Raw genomic sequence first — 20,915 nt, 5'->3', positions numbered from 1 at the left:
AAAAACAGACCCTTGGGATGTGTTACACTGTGGAGAGGATTCCAAAAATTTCAAACTATTAAAGAAATATATAACATCAATACTTATGGGTAATCAGTAGGACTTAAGTCCCTCGCTAGGGATAATTCTCATAGCTCACAGCTAATAGCTCAAATCTAACTCAAAAACTCCCTAAACCACTTCCCAGATTTCTTCACTGTCCTTTGTTGTGTTTTGAAGTCAATATGAACTAAACCGAATCTGGGTTTATAACCTTCCGTCCATTCAAAATTATCGGTGAGTGTCCAAGCCAAATAACCATTTACTTTTACGCCATCTTGTTTAGCTTTCAGGATATGCTGTAAATAGCTTTGGTAGAATGTTACTCGGTCGTTATCATCAATATTTCCGTCAGATAATTCATCTTTAAATGCCGCTCCGTTTTCTGTCACAATTATTTGCTTAATATTTTTGTATTCAGCAAATTGCTTCAAAATATTATACATCCCATCAGGCGAAATTTCCCACCCCATATCTGTTACACTTTCTACGTTACGAGCTTTAGGCTTTACTTCAAGTGCTTTTAAGTAAGGTATCCAAAAAGCACCTTTTACGACCAATTTAAAATAGTTTTGCACGCCAATGAAGTCGAAATCGAATTGTAATTTCTCCATATCACCTGCATGAACATACTTTTTAACCATGTTTTGAAGAAAAGGCAACTCATGTACAGGATAACCCAAACCCAAAGTAGGTTCAAGAAATAACCTATTCAACAAAGCGTCTATACGTTTAGCGGCTTTTATATCGCTCTCAGCATTGGTATAAGGCTCAATAAAGGAGCATGAGAAAGTGGTGCCAATTACCGCATCGGGTACATTCTTACGGATAATTCTTCCTCCCTCAGCTTGACACATCGCTGCATGGTGTACTGCTGGCAAGAAGTTTCGCATACCCAATCGCCCCGGAGCATGGTAGCCCGTCATGTAGCCCAAGCCTGTAAAACCTGCTGGCTCATTCAGAACTATCCAATACTTTACCTTTGAAGCAAATTCGCGCGTGACTACCTCACAATAATCCGAAAACCAGTCGATAATATCCCTGTTTGTCCATCCGCCCTTATCTTCTAAAGATTGAGGTAAATCCCAGTGGTACAAAGTAACATAAGGCTCCAAACCATTCTCAAGACAACAGTCTATTACCTGATGATAGAACTCTAAACCAGCCTGATTCACTTTGCCAATACCATGAGGCAATATACGTGTCCAAGCCATTGAAAAACGAAATGTATTGAAATTGAGAGATTTTGCTAATAAAATATCTTCTTCAAAGCGATGATAGAAATCGCATGCGACTTTTGCATTCTGATGGTCTTTGATTTTATTCTTTTTATGAGAAAACTTATCCCAGATAGATTCTCCTTTACCATCCTTATCCCACGCACCTTCGTTTTGAAAAGAAGCCATCGCTACACCCCAAGCAAAATCTTTCCCAAAAGCATCTTTTGAAAAAACATTTTCCTGAGATACTACAATGGTTGACGGACTAATATATTGATTATCTTGCATTTACACTTAAAATTTTGGGATGCAAAAGTAAGTATAAAATTCGTTAAAGTTATGTTAAATTTTTAGGTTAAGCTTTTATTACGCTTCATCTAACATATTTTCTATTATTCTATCTCTTAAAATTAATTTGGTTCTATCTCAGACAAACGGAATAGTCAAAACCATTCTTCCTTTGTTTATATTTTATACTCATCATATCAAAATCACCGTTTATCAATTCCGCCAACCGACCATTCCTTTTTCTATTGAAACTATCACTCCATCTGCTAATTTTGAATCAACAATCTAACAAATGAACATCATAATCAATTAACAAACAGGTGTTTAACCTCTAGATAATCATAATTTTAACCGTATCTAAACAAATCAGAAAATGAAAACTTTTGCTCAAATTATCGCTATCGCCACTTTAACTACTTCTTCTATTTTTGCTAACCCTATCGCTGGGGAAACTAATGTAAATGCTAACAAAACTAACAACTTCGCTATCGGCATGTACCAAAGCGTGGGAACTTTAGATATGCACCTTACATTGGACAAAGTGGTGGGTAAAGCGGTTACTGTTACCATCAAAGACAAAGACGGTAAAGTAATACACAATGAAAGAATCGCAAAGAGTGCTCGTTCGTATCATGGTAAATTCGATTTACAAGCATTAAACGACGGTACTTATTCTGTAGAAATTACGGATGGTACTGAAAAAATCACTCGTACAATCAATATTAACGCTGCTAAACCACAAGAGGTAACAAGAACAATCGTAGTGGAATAATATCAAAAACACCTATACCCACCATTAATAACACAAAAGGCTGCCAGAAATCTGACAGCCTTTTGTGTTATTAATGGAAATCTAATTCAATCGATAACCAATATGTTTCCAAGCCATTTGCTTATATTTCTCTAAAGATGGCTTTTCAAAATCTACTTCTTTCGCTTTATCATCCCAATCTCTCATTCTGAGGTATAAATCAAAAAGAGGCATCTTTTCAAATATTTTTGCTTCCTCTTCAGTCATTACACCTCCTTGATACTCCAATGTTTTCTTGCTGGCTTCTGATAATTTATGGTAATAGTCAGGATATTTGAAAGTCAGATACCTTTTGGCTTCTACGTGATTTCTCACGAGCAATGCTATTCTATTAGAAAAGCCATTTTTGTAAAGGAAATTTGCTCCCGCTATTTCATGCCTGATATTTCCTAAACCATTCATTTCATTTCTATTAGGAAGAAAATGCCCAATGTCATGAAAGAAAGCCGCCAAGACTACTTCTTCGTCATACCCCTCCTCTTCTGCTAACATGGCAGATTGAAAGCTATGCTCAAGGATGGTCAGTGGCTCGCCAACGTATTCGTCAGCACCATTGATTTCATAAAGACCAAAGATAGAATCAAGTCTTTGACGAAGGATAGATTCAGAGATTGTCATAGGTTGATAAGCCTGTTATTGTATTATAACTGTATTCTTAAATTAGTATCAAAAAGTTAGTGTGATATTTTTTTGATTTCCGTTTGAATCTGTTAAGTCTCTTACTTTTGCTGAAAACATAATCTGTCCTCTAAACACGGGGAAATTATAAATATTTTTTCTTTCATTAATAATATAAGTATTACTAATTTGCTGTTGAATATTCTCATTTGCATAACCTGAATAAAGATTAACAGGAATAGTTCCGGATACAATATTATCTGAAAAATATCCCTGAGCCTTCATTTCTAAAATAGCTGATGGGTACGATTCAAAATCATTTACTCCCCATATATTTTCATGCCTCAATCCATGAGCCATTGATAGTTGTAATAATTGGACGTATTGGTAACCTCCATAACATACATAATCACTTCCTACTGGTCCGTGTCCATTACTTTCTACGTATTCACAATCAGCAAAAGCTAATGTTAAATTTTCTATTCTACAACGAACTGTGGAATTAAAATACATATACATAAACCCTGTTTCAATTATATTACCAAATAATATGTCTCCAGAGGTTGTTGTACTTGTTTTAAACAATGACAAGTTTTTCTTATCATTGCCTTGTTCTGTAATAACCGTACTAGGAACTAAGCTTTCCCTTTTAATAGGTTTAACATCTACTTGTTCATTAGAAATTTTATAATTAGAAATACTAGATAAGTCCTTCTTTAAAGAATTTGTTTTTATTATTCTTAGTGTATCATAATCAAATTGATAAATGAATCCTCCAATTTTGACTATTCTGTCCTTATTGACCAAAAATTGTGCGGCTAAATTAAACGTATTTGGTATTATCTCTCCTCTCTTTATCAAGAAAGCATTATTATATTTTTTTGATTGCTTTTCAAAAAAAACCTCTTCTGGTTCTATTTCAGACTCCGATGAAAGTTTTTTTGTTAATTTATATTCATTTAATAAGTCAATGTAAATAGAATTTAGTGATTTAAAACCTTTTTTATTCAAACTATTTAATCTACTATCTAGTCCATTAGTTGATACATATGTAAGTGTATTTACGAAATCCTCACTATCCTTAAATGATAAATAGTTGCCCTCAAGGGTAATTTCATTATTACTAGTTGATGTTTTTTTAATATTAACACCTTCTTCTAGGAAGGTCTCTTTACAACTCATCAGTAATGTTGCAAATAGAAAGCATAGAACTGTAGATGTAAGAATAGATTTAATTTTTGTAGTTTTCATAATAGTTTTAATTAATGTTTGATAGGATATTTATAGATAATGTGTATGAATGTTATTAAATTGTTTTTTTGTATAACATGCGTGCACATGCACACACGGAGTAGTAAATTTCACCTAATTAGGTTTATTATAGTGATTGATTGACATTTAATATTAATAATGTAAAACTAAAAATATCAATCAATCATTATAATTTGACACACTACTTCTTCAGAATAGATAAATCGTGTATTTTATTATTTAATAAGCCACATCGATGCATTGATATTTTCTCCTTGAATTCCAACTCCAAACTGACGAGTTAAGGCTTCTACAAGGTTTTGAGTATTTGTCGATTGTTCAGACTGTGGATATAAAAAACGCAAAGGAATTTTTGTTCCATTTCCGGTTCCCGCACCAACTAAGAAAGTTGGCACACCTGTTCTTCTCCAGTTGAAATAAGCTTCATAACCAGAGTTTTGGAAGAATGCAATATATTTCTGACTCAAGATTTGGGTTAAACCCGTAGCATTGTTTCCTGCATATTTTACCGAAGCTTGTGCTAAATAAGCTGTAGCATCAGTAATACCGTAGAACGCCATCGAAGCTTTAACGCCACGCTCGTACCAATCTTGAGCATTGCCATTAACCCAACCTTGATTGATTGCTTCTGCAATGTTGAAACACATTTCTGGATAAGATACTAAAAATGTATTCTCGCCTGTATAAGAGCTATAATAACGAGCACGACTTTGGAATGAATATTCTCCACGACCAGCCTTAGATGACATATCTGCCAAATCCTCCCCAGAACTTGCCCCTACATAAGCTTCAACATCGGTTGCTTTCAAGCCCTTAGCTATTTGTGCTGATGCTGGTTCTGCTACTACAAAAAGGCGTGGGTCATTGTTGTTTTTCAACAAGTCGATATATGTTTTAGCCATATTCTCACGCGTAGCATTATTACCTAAGTTGTCAGGGTTACGTGGATATTTGTTGTTTACACTCCAAACATACTGTAAAGACTCTGATAAATCTGTCATCAAAGGGTATTTAGTAGGGTTAGCAATGATAGCCGAGAAATCTTGTTTTACTTTCAAATCTGCATCGTCAGCTTTTTTGCTTAGGTGAATCAATACTCTTAATCTAAAAGTATTAACAGCTTTTTGCCATTTTCTTAAATCACCCGCATAATAAATATCCCCATCTAAAGATCTATCTCCTGCAACTATCAAAGCAGCTAAGTCTGTATTAGCGTCTTCTAACCACTTCAACACTTGGATGAATACATCTTTCTGCGTATCATATTTTGGTTTATCGACCTCACTTCCTTTTAAAGCATCCTTTACTGGTAAATCACCTACTCTTAAAGTCATATTTGTATAAGAGTAAGCTCTTAAAAATTTACCCAAAGCCGAATATGGGTTCAATGCTTTTGCTCCACTTTTCAGGGCTTCTTCTTCTAATTTCACTACGTTTTTCAAAGTAGTAAATTGCAAAGAAGCATTTTGCCAGTTATACTCATTAGTATCGTAATAAGCATAATTTGAACAGTAAAACTGGTTGTTACGCATATTGTCATCCCAAGCGCCTTCGTTCATTCCGTTCAACACACTTCTAAGAATAATAGAAGAAGGTACTGACGTTGGTAAGTTGGGGTTTTTCTCCAACAATTGGTAATCGCTACAGCTTGCTAAAAGCGTAAGGATTAGAAATGAGAAAATATATTTTTTCATGAGAATTTTCGATTGTATTATCCTCTTGCTTTTAGGATAAGTATAAAGCAAGAGGATTGTTCAAGAGGATTATTTAAAATACAATATTGATATTGATACCATAACGCTTCATCGTTGGTGTTTGTAAACCAGATGTAGCATTCAACCCTGTGAATTGGTCTAAGTCAACGCCATCATGTTTGCTATCGATAAAGTAGAATAAATTACGACCTACTAACGATACTGAAGCTTGTTTGAAGAAAGTTTTTCTTAACATAGACTGTGGTAAAGAATATCCTAATGTTACCTCACGTAATTTTGAGAAAGTCTTACTCATTAAGTTACCTTCAGCAGTTCCGTTATATCTACTGATATAGTCTTGAGCATAAGTTTTAATAGTGTTTGGAGCAAACTTTAGCTGAGAGTAATTTTCGATTAAACCTGTATGTGAATCATAAGTTGGTGTTCCTTCTGTAATCATTACGCCTTCACCTATGTAAGATTTGATACCTTGTGCATCAAAGTCACGAGCTATTCCATAAGCTCCTTGTGTAGTTTCGATATGACGACCTCCACGGAATGTTTGCTTACGAATATAGTCTTCAATTGTTCCACCTACACGACCATCAAATTGGAAAGATAATGACCAGTTTTTATATTTTACTTTGTTGTTGATACCCCAAACGTAATCTGGATTAGCATATCCCACAAATGCAGCAGCATTATTAACTATCGGACGACCACCAGCATCATTGATAATTTGTCCATCTGCTGTTCTTTGGAAAGTCTTAACAAAAACTTTATCTATTCTGTCTCCAATGTTGATAAACTGAGATTTCTCATTTCCACTTACAAAATAATCAGAAGCTAATTTATCAATTTTGATACCGTTTTCGTTATATACTTCTTGCAAAGTCTCTTTGAATGTTGACCAGTTAAACATTACATCCCATGAGAAATTGTTACGTCTTAAAGGTGTTCCTTTTAAAGTAACTTCCCAACCTGTTTTCTTTGTTAAGATACCATTCACGATAGCTGAAGTATAACCTGTAGTTTGTGATAAATCACGGTTAAAAATTCTTGGACCATCGTTTGAAGTAAAGTAAGTAACATCCGCAGAGAATCTGTTTTTCAATAAGCTTACTTCTACACCTGCTTCTATTTGCTCTGAAGTATTTGGTTTTAAAGATGGATTATTCAACTTATCAGAGAATGTAGCACCCGGAAGGATATTGTAAGACGGACTGATTCCATAACCTACAGAGTTACCATAAGTTGGCCCATCATAAGAAGAATTGTATCCTGAACCGTAACTTAATGGAGAGCTAGCACCTGGTGTTGAACCAATTGTTGACTGGGTTAAACCGTCTTTTACGTTAGCATAACTAGTACGTAATTTTACAAAAGAAACAACTTCAGGAAATTTCACATAGTCAGAAACTACTGTACTTAAACCTACTGATGGATAAAAGAATTTGTTATTTCCTTTTGGTAAAGTAGAAAGATAATCTAAACGACCAGTTGTAGATAAAGTAACTAATCCTTTATATGAAATATCTGCTGAGTAATAAGCACTTTGTACTTCCATGTCAGACAAATAACTATATGCTTTTACGGGTCTCAAAGAGTTAGCAAAAGTATAAACACCTGGCGTATTCAAATAGTCGGTAGTTACATAACTTGAATTGTATTTGAATGTACGGATGTTTCCTCCTCCCCATACTTTTACATCAAAATCGTTTGCAATTTTCTTATCAAACTTAATTAAAACGTCTGTGTTGTTTTCAAACAATGTACGTTTGTCTTCACGGTAATCTCCTTTTGCTTCTTCACGACCATACACTGTAGCAGAATAAGGGAATTTTTCTGAACGGAAAATGTCATAAGTTGTAATAGAAGTACGACCCGTAATGCTTAGATAATTATTGATTTTATAGTCTAAAGAAGCATATCCGTAAATATCATTTTTATAATGACTTCTCAACCATTCATAAGCCACAAAGTAAGGGTTGTTATAACGCTGATATTCAGCATAAATTTGCTGGCTACCTTCTTTACCTGCTTGCCAGTAATTGCGCATATCGTCAACGCTCCAGTCTGCACCTCCCCAAATTACCATGTTATAAATCAATGAGTTTGGTCCATAATTTACATCTGGAATATTTGGTGTAGATTGACGGTTGTAGTTAAGGTTAGCGTCAAATGTTAATTTATTAGAGAATCTATACTTCGTAGAAATATTGAAGTTAGCAGTATTCAATTGTGTGTTAGGGACAATACCTTTTTGATAATTATGTGATAATGAAAAACGAATATCCATTTTATCATTACTACTTGCTACCGAAATATTGTTGTTTGTTAAAACAGCATCACGTAAAAAACGTGTCAAGTTATTAGCACCACGAGCTGTCCAAGCCGTAGGAATACGTTTTCCTGTAGCTGGATCGACTGGTGAATCGTATTGAGCGATTTTTTTCTGACCAGTTGGGTCAAATTTTGGTCCCCAAATATCATAGTCACCATCGTTTGATCCTCCCCCTCTACCATCTACGAATGAATATTGCCCGTGGTCACCTGGGCCATATAGGTCTTGTACTCTTGGTATGGTGTTGAAACCACTCTCTATCATAGTCGAAGAATTAAACTCAACCGAGAAACCACGTTTATCTTTAGTACCTTTTTTAGTAGTGATTATAATAGCACCATTTTTTCCTCTGAAACCATAAAGAGCGGCAGCGTTAGCACCTTTCAATACTGAGTATGTTTCGATATCGTCAGCAGATATATTCCAAGTATCAGAGTTGATAGGTACACCATCTACTACATACAAAATATCTGTGTTACCTCTTAACACAACATTCGGGCGACCTAATAATTCAGCCGATGGACCAACCGTCAAACCTGCTACTTTACCAGTTAATGAGTTGATAGAGTTTGGCTCACGTGCTTTCGTTAAATCCACACCTTGTACAGTTTGGATAGCATTCGTCAAACTTCTTTTTTCTTTAGAAATCCCTAGCGCCGTTACTACAACCTCTTCAATCTGTTTAGTATCTGCTAAAAGGTTTACATTAATGACTGATTTTGCACCAACTGCTACCTCTTGGTTTGAATAACCAACAAATGTAAATTGCAAAGTAGCAGAAGCTGCAGTAGCAATTTTATAAGTGCCATCAGCATTAGTCATTGTTCCTTTGCCAGAACCTTTAATTCTTATCGATACTCCTGCAATAGGAGTGTTGTCTGTAGCGTCAGTCACTTTACCCGTAACAGTGCGTTCTTGGGCATTAGTAACGAACGACAAGAAAAGAAACATTACAGCCATGAACATCATGTTCGCAGACAATGTAATATTCCTTTTGAATCCAATTCGTAAAATGTTTTTCATGTGGATGTGAGTAAGGTTTTTTAATTCCTCGCAAAAGTAAAACCTTGCTTTAACTACAACTTTAGGGTAGCGTTATCAATACATGAAGAATAGAGAGCAATCAACACTCATTATCGTGAGTATTGTTAGGGGAATATTAGGGGAAGGTAAAAAAGAGACAAATTGATGGTTTGAGCCTACTCAAGCATCCTTTCGTCACTCATATTATGGAAGCGTTTGTTGAAATGAAGGATAAAATTTTCGTCTTTTAATAGAAAAACCATGAAAGGCGGAAATTTTATCCTTTTATAATATAAGACTAATGCTGACGTTCGTAACCCATTAAAGCTACTTCTTGTCCCATTTCAAGATATTCTTCTTTTTGTTGTGGAGCCCACGTGCCTAAGCCATCTACATAACGATTATACATACAGAATGCCGCTGCTATTAATACTGTATCATGTATTTCACGGTCAGTTGCGTTATGTTCCCGCGCCTTAGCAATATCCTCGGGCAATACGTTCTTCCCTCCTATTTGAACTTTGGTAGCAATATCTAACAAGGCCCTGAGTTTCGGAGAAATGGGTGTTGAAGCAAAGTTATCTTTGATGTCGTCTATCAAGCTAGCATCACATCCCAAATGAGCCACGGCTGTTGCAGCATGTGAAGAATGACAAAAATGACAATCGTTTAAATATGAGACATGAGCTGCTATCAATTCGCATTCTACGCTACTCAAACTTGAGTCGCTGCGTAATAACGCTTCTGCCAAGTTTAATAAAGGTACTGCCGTTACTTTGCTATAATCTAATAATCCTGTCATGCCAGGCAGATTAGGATTGGTAAGTGTTATATGTGCCATTAGTTGATTTTCTTTGATTGATGGAAAGTAAGAATCAGTTGCTGTATACACAGCAACTATTACCAAGGTATCTAAAGACACAATGGTAAAAATCATTGAACACTAAGACAATTCGGGAGGGGTAAAAAAGGACTGACTATAATCCGTAGGAAGGTGGACTTCGTAAGAAAAAGAGTTGATTGTACCTGCATCCAATGTATATTGGTATTGAGCAAGGTTCATTCCGTTATTCTGAATATAAGTAACCGATAGTGATTTACATAACTCTAACGCTTTTTTGAGCGGTGATTGTTTGTCAGAATGATTACGAGCCAACACCGTATTGATTTCATCTGCTAAGGATGCAAATCGTTCTCTGGCAGATTGATTGGTTTTGATTTTAGTAATCAACGTATCATTTTCATAACGTTGTTCGATAACGTTATAAAATTCCCCTTTGTATTGAATTAAAGCTTCTGTGGGTGATGTATTATGGAAGTCGGAGGTATAAGGTAGTGAAATCGGAACTTTTAATTCTAAAAATTCATCATTTGCCTCATACGGAGTTGCAGAAGCATATTCTTTGTCAAAACAAAGCAATACAATGCCTGTGCTGAACATATTGTACAGCAAAAGACAAAGAAAAGATATGCTTATGATTTTTCTCACAACTTAGATACCTTATTGAGCAATCAAATTTATATAAAAATCTTAATATTTGTTAGCATTTTTGGGTTTAAGTAATTGAGCGATTTAGTGAATGAGTGATTTAGTGAATAATATATTTAAACTGCGACGGGTAGCTTACAAATATTCTTTTGAATTATGTCGTTTTAGTTGCTCCATTCCTTATATACTAAGCACTGTAGCAGAAGAATCTGAGGTTAACTTTCGATTAAAATAAAAGAAGGAAATAATAATTAATACCATTGAAATCAACGGTAAAAACAAGGATAAATCAGTCAATAAGTTCAACCACGATGTATTTTTAGTCCCAAAGTTTTGGTAAATCAAAATCACCACACTGCCTACATATCCACTAAAATCGGCTAAGTAAAATAAAAATCCTACATTGGCTTTTTCTTTCAATACAGCCAAGAGACGGTCGAAAAGCATTCCGTTAAAAGGCACATAAGCCATATATAAGCCTATTCCTAAATAAACAGACCACCAAAACGGTGAGATGGTATGATTTAAAAAAGATAAGGTAGCAATCAGTATCAAGATTACTCCTGCAAAAATCATCAAATGATTCAACCAAAAAGCTTGTTTATGATTCTTCACAAAATACATGAAAGCAGTAAAAGCACAAATTACTAATCCTATCAAAGATTCTGTTTTGGCAAAGATAGAAGCATTCGTTACACCAATCTCTCGCCAGATTTCTACGCCAAAGTTATCCCTGATGTCTCTGAGGATGGTCATCAAAACATATATCGTAATTAAAGCTATTAGTCCAAAACCATGTTTTTTCAAGAAATTCTTTCTGTCTTGTGTATTCATAGGTAAGCGTTCCGACCGTTCGTTTTCATCTACTTTACTTGGTTTAGGAGCAATAGACATGGCATAAACTGATATCAGTAATAGTGGAAAAAACGTTAACCCTGTCAAGAAAGGCATCCAATATTCGTTCACACCCACATTAATAAAATACTTCCCGATAGATTTTACCATACCAGATGCTACAATAAAACTCACTGCCAAACCAGCTCCTAAAATCTCAGTGATTTGTCGGCCTTCTAAAAAACTAAACACTAAGCCATAGACCATTCCTAAGCCTAAGCCATTGAAATACAAGAATGCCCAATTGTACGGAGGGGATACTAATCCAAACAGCAACAAGTTGAGTTCAGCAAATAGAATCATGCCTACAATGTATTTGGCTCTTTGATGGGGCTTCACTTCTGATACTATTTTGATACCCAAACCTTTGGCAGTTGCATATCCCAACACTTGCGATATAACCAACACAATTTTATAATCTATTCCTAACAAAGTAACGTCGTGAAAATCACCAGCAGTAAAGGGTTTTCTGAAAGCATACATACAGAAATAAGTACTGAAAGCGGCTATGCCTAAATAGATGGCAAGAAATATTTGAGATTGGCGCTGAAGAAAATTTTCTAGTTTGTTCATGGACGAAAAACATCTCTTTCAGTATATACTTTATGCTAAAAGATGACTTTTTAATCACAACATTACGAACAAAAACACCTAAAAATCAGCATTTTACAAAGCCTTAATCAAGATTTAACGTATGGTTAAAATGAGACTACTTATCTTTGATTTCATTAAAAATGACACTCAGATAGTATCGTAATTTTCATAATTAAAGCTTTGGTTGTCACTAAATCCAACATTAAATGTCACTCATTGAATTAGTCACTTTTGATATGGCGGGAACAACCGTTCAAGATCGCCATGAGGTAGAAATGTGCTTTATTGAAGCCGCTACACAAACTGGTTTAACCGTATCGCCCGAACGTGTTCTGGCACTACAGGGGTATTCTAAAAAATATGTTTTTGAATTATTATGGTCGGAAATGATTGGTGATAATCATCCTGATCTGCGTGAATTTGTGAATAATTCATACCATACTTTTTGCGAAATTTTAGAGAATCATTATATCAACAATGATATTTATCCTACAGAAGGGTGCTTGGAAATATTTGATTATCTCAAAAGTAAAAAAATAAAAATTGCTCTTACTACAGGTTTTTATAGAAAAGTAACCAACATTATCTTACAAAAATTAGGCTGGCTTGATGGTTTGAATAATAATTACGTTGGCAACGAAAATACAATAATCCAGCTTTCTATTGCTTCAGATGAAGTACAGAAAGGTCGCCCAGAACCCTTTATGATTCAAAAAGCGATTCAGGTATTGAATGTATCTGATGCTAACAGGGTCATCAATATTGGTGATACGCCCTCTGATTTAAAATCAGGTGTACGGGCTGGATGCAGAATGTCGTTGGGTGTAACCAATGGTACACACACTCGTCAACAATTGAGTATCCACAGAAATGATGGACTATTGAACAAAGTTTCAGACATCAAAGAAATTATTGAAAACATTGAAAATGAGCGCTTGGAGAGCGATACGCCATTCCCATTCTTAAAGAAACTTAATTTCTTGCTATAATTCTATTCTCAATAAAACCACTATTCAACAGAACGTTATCTAAATATAATTGGCTTTTAGATACGCTTTTTTAAGAACCATTCGATGAAAAAATATGATTTGATAGTCATTGGAGCAGGAAACGTAGGTACTTTTCATGCTTATCATGCTTTAGCACAAGGCAAATCTGTATTAATGATAGACAAAGATTCCGAACCAATAGAAGCTACGGTTAGAAATTTCGGACAGGTAGTGCCTTCTGGACAAGCCTTAGATACTTGGTTTGAATATGGTAGAGAGTCGTTAGGTATTTACAAGAACATTCAGGCAAAATTTGATATTACAGCCCGTCAAAATGGTTCATACTATTTTGCTTCTGATGATGAAGAAATGTTGCTTTTAGAGGAAGCTAGGGCATTATTTAAAATCAGAGAATATCCTTCTACGCTACTTTCTAGAAAATCTTGTTATGAACGCTTTCCTAACCTGAATTCTGAATATTATAAAGGTGGTTTGTTTTTTCCTGAAGAGGTTTCTGTAGAGCCTAGGACGATGGTTCATCAAGTAAGGAAAATGCTTATCCAAGATTTTGGATTGGTATTTATGAACAATACGGCCGTTATCGGTTGTGAAATAAAGAATGGTATTTGTGAAATCAGCACGGCCATTAATCAAAAGCTATTTGCCGATAAAGTAGCTGTTTGTAATGGTCATGAATTCAAAATTTTATTCCCTGAGATTTTCAATGAAAGCGGTATGAAAATCTGCAAACTGAATATGATGCAGACCTACCCTTTGCCAGAATTAAAATTGAATGGAAATATTCTGTCTGGACTTTCTATTCGTCGTTATGATAGCTTTAAATCATGCAATTCATATCAATATATTCAGACACCCGAATGGCAAAAAGTTTATAAAGAGTGGGGTATTCATATTCTTTTCAAACAGGCATTAAATGGTTCAGTCATCATTGGCGACTCGCACGAATATGCTGATGTACACGAGAACGCTAAATTGCCATTAGGCATTGATATGTCGATAAATGATTTGATTTTGAAAGAAGCTAAAAGAATTATGTCTTTGCCTAACTGGAAAATTCAAAATTATTGGGCAGGCTATTACTCTCAAACGGCAGATGGTGGTTCGTATGAATACCAAATAGAAGATAAAATCTATATTTCAACAGGTATCGGTGGCAAAGGGATGACTACCGCCGCAGGCTATAGCCGTAAACGAATTGAGGATATTTTTGAGTAAGGGTATTCGTGAAAATAAATCTGTTAGGGAATAGCTAGTTTAACCAATCCTACATTTATTTGTTTTTTTATTTATCTTTGACTATCAGATAAATATCAAACTTTCCTCGGCAATTTTCATCGCTTCAGAGACGTTATATTGCTAATATTAAACAACTTCTATATTTATTAAAACTAGCATTAAACCTTAAATTCACGACATCATGAAAAAAACAGTTTTACTCTTCATTCTATTTGTTATCACATTTTCGATTAGCTCATGCGATAGTGACAAATGTGGTTGTACCTATCCTGCCGAATTAAACTTTTTAAAGTCTTGGCGCCTAATTTACACTGACGTTAATGGTAAACAAGTGCCTAGTGATAATAAAGAGATTATTACTTTTGATAGTTTCAACAAACGTATACCTGTTTACAAAAAAGAAATTGATGATGTAGTGGTGGAACAAACAGTAGTTGATGCCATCAAAGAAACTAGTGATAGAGATGAGGTGGTTGTAACAATGACTTTAGACAATATTGCTTATAAACAAAAGCTTAAACTTGTTTACATTGCAGGTCAAACACAAACATTAGTAGCTACGCCCAAAGTAAAAGCTAGTGAAAATTTTGGTAATTATATTTTACACTACGAGTTGTATCAACCATAATTGAAAGCAATTATGGTTAGTTATATTTTTACATTCCAACCCAACTTCCAAAAAAACAATCCCCTGATAAACACGTTTGAGACGTTCATCAGGGGATTTTGTATAAAAGAAAAGAGTGTTATTTCATTGTTTGTTTAACTACCTCTCCGATTTCTTTGCCATTCTGGAAATCAAATCCTAAGAATTTAGCCAATGTCTTTGCTATCTGATTTTGGAAAAATTGACCTTCTGTTTTTATTTCTCCTAAGGCTGGAGTATCTGGCCCGATAACGCCAAACCAAATTTCATAACAATCTGGCACTTTTTGTCCGTGGCTTGTCCACTGACTTTTAACTTTATTGCCACGTCCGTGATCTGTTGTTAAAATAATAGTGGTTTTGTCTTTATACTTTGGGTTGCTTTGGCAATAATTCCATAAATCACCCACGAACTTATCAACAGTATTGGCAGCAAAAAGGTATTCATCATATTTGGCTTCGTGCGCAAATTCGTCGGTTTCATCAAAGGACAAAAAGAAGACATTTGGATTGTTCTTTTTGATATATTCCTTAGCTAAATAATACGTAATAAAATCGTGGCGGTCACTAGCCAAACTTGGATAATTACTTTGAATTTCATTCAACATTTTTTCCTTTTCTGTTAAATTGCCTTCTACCAATTCTTTACCGCTATTGACAGGAATACCGCTTCTTTTTTCGTTAATAATATAAGGAAAAACATCCCAAGTAGAATACGCAGCAACTTTGCCTTTATATTTTGGTTGATTGTTCAGAAACTCTAAAACCGTAATATTATCGTTCAGAATTTTATCATTTGAATTCACTTTATCATCAGCATAACCCGTCAGAATTTCATTATAGCCCGGATATGAAAACCAATAAGGATTCTTTACATTTACTTTATTGCCAGCCCAGCGGTTTCCGTACAATTGCCCTTGCTTAGCCATCGTATTCCATACAAAAGGCATTATTTTCTTGCGACTCACAGAGGCTGTGTCAGACCAAAAGGTTTCTTTTATCCTATCTTTATTTTTAGTATATTCCTTATTATTCAACAATACGGAATCAACCCCGCCAAATACTTCTTCCCAACGAAAGCCGTCTGTGGTAATCAAAAAAATATTCTCTGTTTTATGTTGTGAGAAACCCTGTTGCGAAAAAGCTAACGTAACAAATGCAGTTAATACAAAAGCGTTTTTCAGTATTCTCGGAAAAAACATTAACACTTTTCTTATTTGAAAAACATAATCGCTCACCATTAGTCTAATCATGGTTGAAGCATTGGGTAAAATATTCATCTATTGTTTTTTTGAAACTATTTTCTGTTGGGAATACTTTAAAAAGGAATCAAAAGTAGCAATTTATATTAGTGAAAAAGTTATTGAAATATTAACAATAAATTATACTTTATGCTCCAATATTAATAAAAATGTGTCTTTAGTTACTTTTAAATTTCTTCCATAGACCTTTGCTATTAATAGTTGATAGTTATAAGACATTCCCCAAAAATATAAGTACTAAAATAATAATAGTAAACATACTTGACTTTTATATTATCCCTCCTTACTTTTACATAGTCAATTTAGTTTACCATTATTTATTGGTACCAGAATTATTGTTATTTATCCTAGAAAACCTGTTGTTCATCATTTATTTCGTTTGTTGAACTATATTGATTCATAGTTTTGTTAGGATTAAAATGCGTATTTTAAATCTATTTAACCAACAATTGAACCTTTTAGAAGTAGCGTTAGTTTTTTTGAATATAGTTTATTCCATTATTGATATTTTCGGTTTTCCAAGACCGTTTCTTAAAATTTTCACCAACATACTTTTGGTTGGTTTATTAAAAAATGTTGATTTCTTTTTTTCAAAAATATTCTTAAGTTAATCCTTATTAGATGTGGCTATTTCTGATGGTCATTCCTATATAATTCAACTGCTTTATTTAAATTAATTTTATAAAATGAGTGATTATTACAAAATACTCAAAGCCTGTTTACTTCTACTTTTTGTAGCTATTACACCAATTATATATGCACAACAACTTACCCGTATTAAAGGAAAAGTAAGTGATGCTAAAACTGGAGAAACGTTGCCATTTGTAAATGTAAGTATTATGGGAACTAAACAGGGTACTCAGACAGATATGAATGGGAGTTTCTACCTAGAAACTCCTGTGTTAAAACCTACTCTTCGAGTAGCCTTCGTAGGTTATACCCCTGAGGTCAGAGAAATAGATGGTGGCAAAATTGTAACTGTAACTTTCAAGCTTAAAACCCAAAATACGGATTTACAAGAAGTAACCGTAAAAGGCAAAAAAGATAAATACCGCAACAAAGACAATCCTGCTGTGGTATTGATTCGCAAGGTTATAGAACACAAAGACCAAAACAGGAAAGAAGCCTTAGATTTTTATCAATATAATAAATATGAAAAATTAGAATTTGACCTTAGTAATATTTCTGAAAAATTCAGGAATAAACGCTCTTTGAAAAAATTCGACTTTGTATTTAATCACCTCGACACTTCACAAATCACTGGTAAAGTAAATTTACCAATGTACCTAAAAGAAACTATATCAGACGTTTACTACAAAAAATCACCAGAGAATAAAAAGGAAGTAATTAGCGGTGAGAAAATGACGGGCTTGGGGAACTATGTAGATAACAATGGTATAAAACTATATCTGGAGGCCTTGTACCAAGACATAAATGTGTATGATAACAATATTCTACTATTAGCCACACAGTTTTTAGGACCCACTGCTCCTGTTGCGCCTCAGTTTTATCGTTATGTAATTATTGACACCACCAACTTTAAAGGAACCAAGTGTGTCAATTTAGGTTTCTCTCCAAGAAATTCTAATGACCAACTTTTTCAAGGAACAATGCTGATAGCACTGGACTCTAGTTATGCGATTAGAAAGGTACAAATGGGCTTTTCTAAAGACATTAACGTGAATTTTGTGACAGATTTAAGAGTGGCTCAAGAGTATGATTTTATTGAAAACGAAGGCTTGATGCTGACTAAAGACGATTTGGCGATTGAGTTCAACCTATTGAAAAAGGAAAATGGTATGGGGCTTTTTGGGCAAAGGAGCGTGTCGTATAATAGGTACGTTATCAATAAACCCATCAGTGATGAAAAGTTTTCAGGTCTAAAAACAGACATCTTAAAAGATGCCGCCAATAGAGATGATAGCTTTTGGCAACAAAACCGACATCAGGAACTGTCATCAAAAGAATTGGGGATTTACACAATGGTTGATAGTGTAAAAAAAGTGCCTGCTTTTCAGCGTTTCATGAATACCGCCACTTTTTTACTGGAAGGTTATAAGCCAATGGGAGGCTTTGAAATTGGTCCAGTAAATACATTTTACAGTTTTAATACGATAGAAGGATTTAGACTACGAGTAGGCGGGCGAACAACACCTACTTTTAGTGACAAAATGGCTTTTGAGGGCTATGCTGCCTATGGTTTCAGAGACGAACGTTATAAGTATTTTGCTTCTGCCACTTTCTCCTTGACAGACCATAATACCTATACCTATCCTATCAAACACCTTAGGATTTCTTATCAAGATGAAATAAAAATTCCCGGTCAGGAATTACAGTTTGTTCAGGAAGATAATTTCTTGCTTTCCTTTAAAAGAGGTCAGAATAATAAAATGACCTATAATAAAGTAATCAATCTGGATTATTTAAATGAATCGAGGTCAGGGTTAACGGTGAACGTCAATTTCAAAAATATCAGACAAACGCCTACTGGTGCACTTACTTTTAATACTATCAAAGATGGTAATATTACGCCTACACCAGAAGTGATTAGTAGCGAGTTGATGATTGGGCTAAAATATGCACCTAACGAACAATTTTATCAAGGCAAAAATTATCGTATCCCGATTATTAACAAATATCCTACCTTTCAAATACGATATACATTAGGCGTAAAAGGTTTATTAGATGGGCAATACAATTTCCACCGTTTAGTAGGCTATGCCCATAAACGAATGTATTTACCTCCTATTGGCTACACCGATTTTACGTTAGAAGGTGGCAAAACGTTTAATACATTGCCTTATCCATTATTAACAATTCATAGAGCTAACCAAAGTTATGCTTATCAACCAGAGGCCTACAACCTGATGAATTTTTTAGAATTTGTTAGTGACGAATATGCTGCTCTTTTTGTTGATCACCATTTTAATGGATTTATTTTCAACAAATTACCTTTGATAAAAAAATTAAAGTTAAGAGAAGTGATTACCTTTAAAGGGTTGATGGGGAGGTTAAGTGATAAAAATCGTCCAACAGCACAAAATGGATTAATGTTATTACCTGTCGATGAAAATGGTAAACCTACCACTTTTTCGCTCGAAAATAAACCCTATATGGAAATGAGTTTTGGTATTGAGAATATCTTCAAAGTACTTCGACTAGATTTTGTAAAGCGTTTAAGTTATTTAGAAAATCCAAATGTCAGTACGGGAACAGCAATTAGGTTTAGAATGAGGTTTGATTTTTAATCTGATGTAAACCAAAATATCATACCTAAAAAGGCTTAACATTAATATTAAAACACCTTTTTAAAATACTTTAATATCAATTTCATCCAGATATAGTTCAAACTCACAAACACTTAATTTCGAGATAATATTGAATTAATACTTGCTTGATAATTTTGCTTTAAATAAATCAAAAGATAGTCTATGAAAAAGAAGATTTTATTCATAACTGGTTCAATTAATCAAACTACTCAAATGCATCAAATTGCGGATCAACTTCCTGAATTTGATTGCTGGTATAGCCAAATTTTTACAGATTCACCCTTTATCCAATGGGTTATTGACAAAACTGAGTTTCTGAATAAAACTGTATTGGCTGGGCAGTTCAAAGAAAATTCTGAAAAATACTGTTATGAACATCATCTCCAATTGGACTATAAAGCTAGAAAGAATCAATATGATTTAGTGGTTTATTGTTCAGATATGATTATTCCTGATAGAATGCTCCAAAATAAAACCTTGTGGGTACAAGAAGGTATGATTGACGAATATACTGGAATAAGTAAGCTTATAAAAACATTAAAATTACCTCCTTATCTAGCTGTTGGGACATCATTAAATGGATCTTCAAATATCTGTGATGTTTATTGTGCAGCTTCCGAAGGCTATAAAGAACGTTTCTCAAAAATTGGCACAAACAACAACAAGATTTTAGTAACAGGTATTCCAAATTTTGATAATTGTGAACAGTATCATATAAATGATTTCCCTTTACACAATTATGTTTTAGTGGCTACTTCTGATGGACGGGAATGCTTCAGACCTGAAGACAGAGTCGGTTTTATCAAAGACTGTGTGGCAAAGGCAGCAGGAAGACAAATGATATTCAAGCTTCATCCTAATGAAATTGTTGAAAGAGCTACTAACGAAATCAAAGAGAATACGCCTGAGGGAACTAAAATTTATACTACTGGTAATATCAATCCAATGATTGCGAACTGTGATGAATTTATCACGCAATATTCATCAGCAGTATATGTAGGAATGGCACTTGGCAAAAAAGTACATTCGTTCTTTGATAAAGAAGAACTTATCAGACAAATGCCTATTCAAAACAAAGGTACTTCGGCTAAAAATATCGCTCAGGTTTGCAGAGACTTTTTAGCATTTAAAGGAAAGAAAGAAGATTTCGTTAAGTCGTACGACTATAAAGCTGTTAGCGAATTGGTATATGAATAGACTGTATTAT

General features: G+C 34.3%; 15 protein-coding genes. 6 read left to right on the top strand and 9 right to left on the bottom strand.

The window, feature by feature from the left end; all coding sequences use genetic code 11:
* Window positions 1-155: 155 nt before the first annotated feature.
* A complete protein-coding gene (locus VB264_RS12110) occupies window positions 156-1,547 on the bottom strand; it encodes a GH1 family beta-glucosidase (RefSeq protein ID WP_323249695.1) in 1,392 nt (463 codons plus the stop codon).
* Between the two features lie 373 nt (window positions 1,548-1,920).
* On the opposite strand from VB264_RS12110, the gene VB264_RS12105 reads away from it, so the two are divergent.
* Entirely contained in the window at window positions 1,921-2,319 is a 399-nt protein-coding gene (locus VB264_RS12105; protein ID WP_323249693.1) for a DUF3244 domain-containing protein, read from the top strand.
* An 81-nt stretch (window positions 2,320-2,400) separates the two neighbouring features.
* Here the strand turns inward: VB264_RS12105 and VB264_RS12100 are convergent, their stop codons facing one another.
* The 7 genes from VB264_RS12100 to VB264_RS12070 all read right to left on the bottom strand — a co-directional run bounded on the left by VB264_RS12100 (window position 2,401) and on the right by VB264_RS12070 (window position 12,265).
* Entirely contained in the window at window positions 2,401-2,976 is a 576-nt protein-coding gene (locus VB264_RS12100) for an HD domain-containing protein (RefSeq protein WP_323249690.1), read from the bottom strand.
* Between the two features lie 48 nt (window positions 2,977-3,024).
* Window positions 3,025-4,227 (bottom strand): hypothetical protein, encoded by a 1,203-nt coding sequence (locus tag VB264_RS12095; RefSeq protein ID WP_323249688.1) that lies wholly within the window; start codon window positions 4,225-4,227, stop codon window positions 3,025-3,027.
* Window positions 4,228-4,463: 236 nt separating this feature from the next.
* On the bottom strand, window positions 4,464-5,942 hold the full coding sequence (locus tag VB264_RS12090; RefSeq protein WP_323249687.1) for a SusD/RagB family nutrient-binding outer membrane lipoprotein: 1,479 nt from the start codon (window positions 5,940-5,942) through the stop codon (window positions 4,464-4,466).
* A gap of 73 nt (window positions 5,943-6,015) precedes the next feature.
* A complete protein-coding gene (locus tag VB264_RS12085; protein WP_323249685.1) occupies window positions 6,016-9,309 on the bottom strand; it encodes a SusC/RagA family TonB-linked outer membrane protein in 3,294 nt (1,097 codons plus the stop codon).
* Window positions 9,310-9,607: 298 nt separating this feature from the next.
* Window positions 9,608-10,150: a carboxymuconolactone decarboxylase family protein gene (locus VB264_RS12080; protein ID WP_309915534.1), complete on the bottom strand. Its 543-nt coding sequence runs from the start codon at window positions 10,148-10,150 to the stop codon at window positions 9,608-9,610.
* A 102-nt stretch (window positions 10,151-10,252) separates the two neighbouring features.
* Window positions 10,253-10,750 carry a hypothetical protein gene (locus tag VB264_RS12075; RefSeq protein WP_323249681.1) on the bottom strand — a complete coding sequence of 166 codons (498 nt, stop codon included), beginning with the start codon at window positions 10,748-10,750 and terminating at the stop codon, window positions 10,253-10,255.
* 228 nt (window positions 10,751-10,978) lie between these two features.
* Window positions 10,979-12,265, bottom strand: coding sequence for a DUF5690 family protein (locus VB264_RS12070; protein ID WP_323249680.1), 1,287 nt, complete (start codon window positions 12,263-12,265; stop codon window positions 10,979-10,981).
* A 227-nt stretch (window positions 12,266-12,492) separates the two neighbouring features.
* Between VB264_RS12070 and VB264_RS12065 the strand changes: the two genes are divergently transcribed.
* The 3 genes from VB264_RS12065 (at window position 12,493) to VB264_RS12055 (ending at window position 15,160) form a co-directional block, all read left to right on the top strand.
* A complete protein-coding gene (locus VB264_RS12065) occupies window positions 12,493-13,275 on the top strand; it encodes an HAD hydrolase-like protein (RefSeq protein ID WP_323249678.1) in 783 nt (260 codons plus the stop codon).
* Between the two features lie 84 nt (window positions 13,276-13,359).
* Window positions 13,360-14,511 carry a TIGR03364 family FAD-dependent oxidoreductase gene (locus VB264_RS12060; protein WP_323249676.1) on the top strand — a complete coding sequence of 384 codons (1,152 nt, stop codon included), beginning with the start codon at window positions 13,360-13,362 and terminating at the stop codon, window positions 14,509-14,511.
* Between the two features lie 202 nt (window positions 14,512-14,713).
* Complete coding sequence (locus tag VB264_RS12055; protein ID WP_323249675.1) at window positions 14,714-15,160, top strand: hypothetical protein; 447 nt, start codon at window positions 14,714-14,716, stop codon at window positions 15,158-15,160.
* Window positions 15,161-15,278: 118 nt separating this feature from the next.
* On the opposite strand, the gene VB264_RS12050 is transcribed toward VB264_RS12055, so the two are convergent.
* Window positions 15,279-16,457 (bottom strand): alkaline phosphatase family protein, encoded by a 1,179-nt coding sequence (locus VB264_RS12050; RefSeq protein ID WP_323249674.1) that lies wholly within the window; start codon window positions 16,455-16,457, stop codon window positions 15,279-15,281.
* 668 nt (window positions 16,458-17,125) lie between these two features.
* On the opposite strand from VB264_RS12050, the gene VB264_RS12045 reads away from it, so the two are divergent.
* Complete coding sequence (locus VB264_RS12045; RefSeq protein WP_323249671.1) at window positions 17,126-19,687, top strand: DUF5686 and carboxypeptidase-like regulatory domain-containing protein; 2,562 nt, start codon at window positions 17,126-17,128, stop codon at window positions 19,685-19,687.
* A gap of 183 nt (window positions 19,688-19,870) precedes the next feature.
* Window positions 19,871-20,905 carry a hypothetical protein gene (locus VB264_RS12040; RefSeq protein ID WP_323249669.1) on the top strand — a complete coding sequence of 345 codons (1,035 nt, stop codon included), beginning with the start codon at window positions 19,871-19,873 and terminating at the stop codon, window positions 20,903-20,905.
* Window positions 20,906-20,915: the final 10 nt, after the last annotated feature.

Source organism: Arcicella aquatica (assembly GCF_034928825.1).
Lineage (GTDB): Bacteria > Bacteroidota > Bacteroidia > Cytophagales > Spirosomataceae > Arcicella > Arcicella aquatica.
Note: the sequence above shows the minus strand (reverse complement) of the source record. Positions and strands in the feature narration are given on the sequence as shown.

Bases quoted from the DNA above. Each gene is read 5' to 3' on its own strand.
- VB264_RS12095 (WP_323249688.1), bottom strand. From the start codon at position 4,227: ATGAAAACTACAAAAATTAAATCTATTCTTACATCTACAGTTCTATGC.
- VB264_RS12055 (WP_323249675.1), top strand. From the start codon at position 14,714: ATGAAAAAAACAGTTTTACTCTTCATTCTATTTGTTATCACATTTTCG.
- VB264_RS12050 (WP_323249674.1), bottom strand. From the start codon at position 16,457: ATGAATATTTTACCCAATGCTTCAACCATGATTAGACTAATGGTGAGC.
- VB264_RS12045 (WP_323249671.1), top strand. From the start codon at position 17,126: ATGAGTGATTATTACAAAATACTCAAAGCCTGTTTACTTCTACTTTTT.
- VB264_RS12110 (WP_323249695.1), bottom strand. From the start codon at position 1,547: ATGCAAGATAATCAATATATTAGTCCGTCAACCATTGTAGTATCTCAG.
- VB264_RS12090 (WP_323249687.1), bottom strand. From the start codon at position 5,942: ATGAAAAAATATATTTTCTCATTTCTAATCCTTACGCTTTTAGCAAGC.
- VB264_RS12040 (WP_323249669.1), top strand. From the start codon at position 19,871: ATGAAAAAGAAGATTTTATTCATAACTGGTTCAATTAATCAAACTACT.
- VB264_RS12105 (WP_323249693.1), top strand. From the start codon at position 1,921: ATGAAAACTTTTGCTCAAATTATCGCTATCGCCACTTTAACTACTTCT.
- VB264_RS12075 (WP_323249681.1), bottom strand. From the start codon at position 10,750: ATGTTCAGCACAGGCATTGTATTGCTTTGTTTTGACAAAGAATATGCT.
- VB264_RS12065 (WP_323249678.1), top strand. From the start codon at position 12,493: ATGTCACTCATTGAATTAGTCACTTTTGATATGGCGGGAACAACCGTT.
- VB264_RS12085 (WP_323249685.1), bottom strand. From the start codon at position 9,309: ATGAAAAACATTTTACGAATTGGATTCAAAAGGAATATTACATTGTCT.
- VB264_RS12060 (WP_323249676.1), top strand. From the start codon at position 13,360: ATGAAAAAATATGATTTGATAGTCATTGGAGCAGGAAACGTAGGTACT.
- VB264_RS12100 (WP_323249690.1), bottom strand. From the start codon at position 2,976: ATGACAATCTCTGAATCTATCCTTCGTCAAAGACTTGATTCTATCTTT.
- VB264_RS12080 (WP_309915534.1), bottom strand. From the start codon at position 10,150: ATGGCACATATAACACTTACCAATCCTAATCTGCCTGGCATGACAGGA.
- VB264_RS12070 (WP_323249680.1), bottom strand. From the start codon at position 12,265: ATGAACAAACTAGAAAATTTTCTTCAGCGCCAATCTCAAATATTTCTT.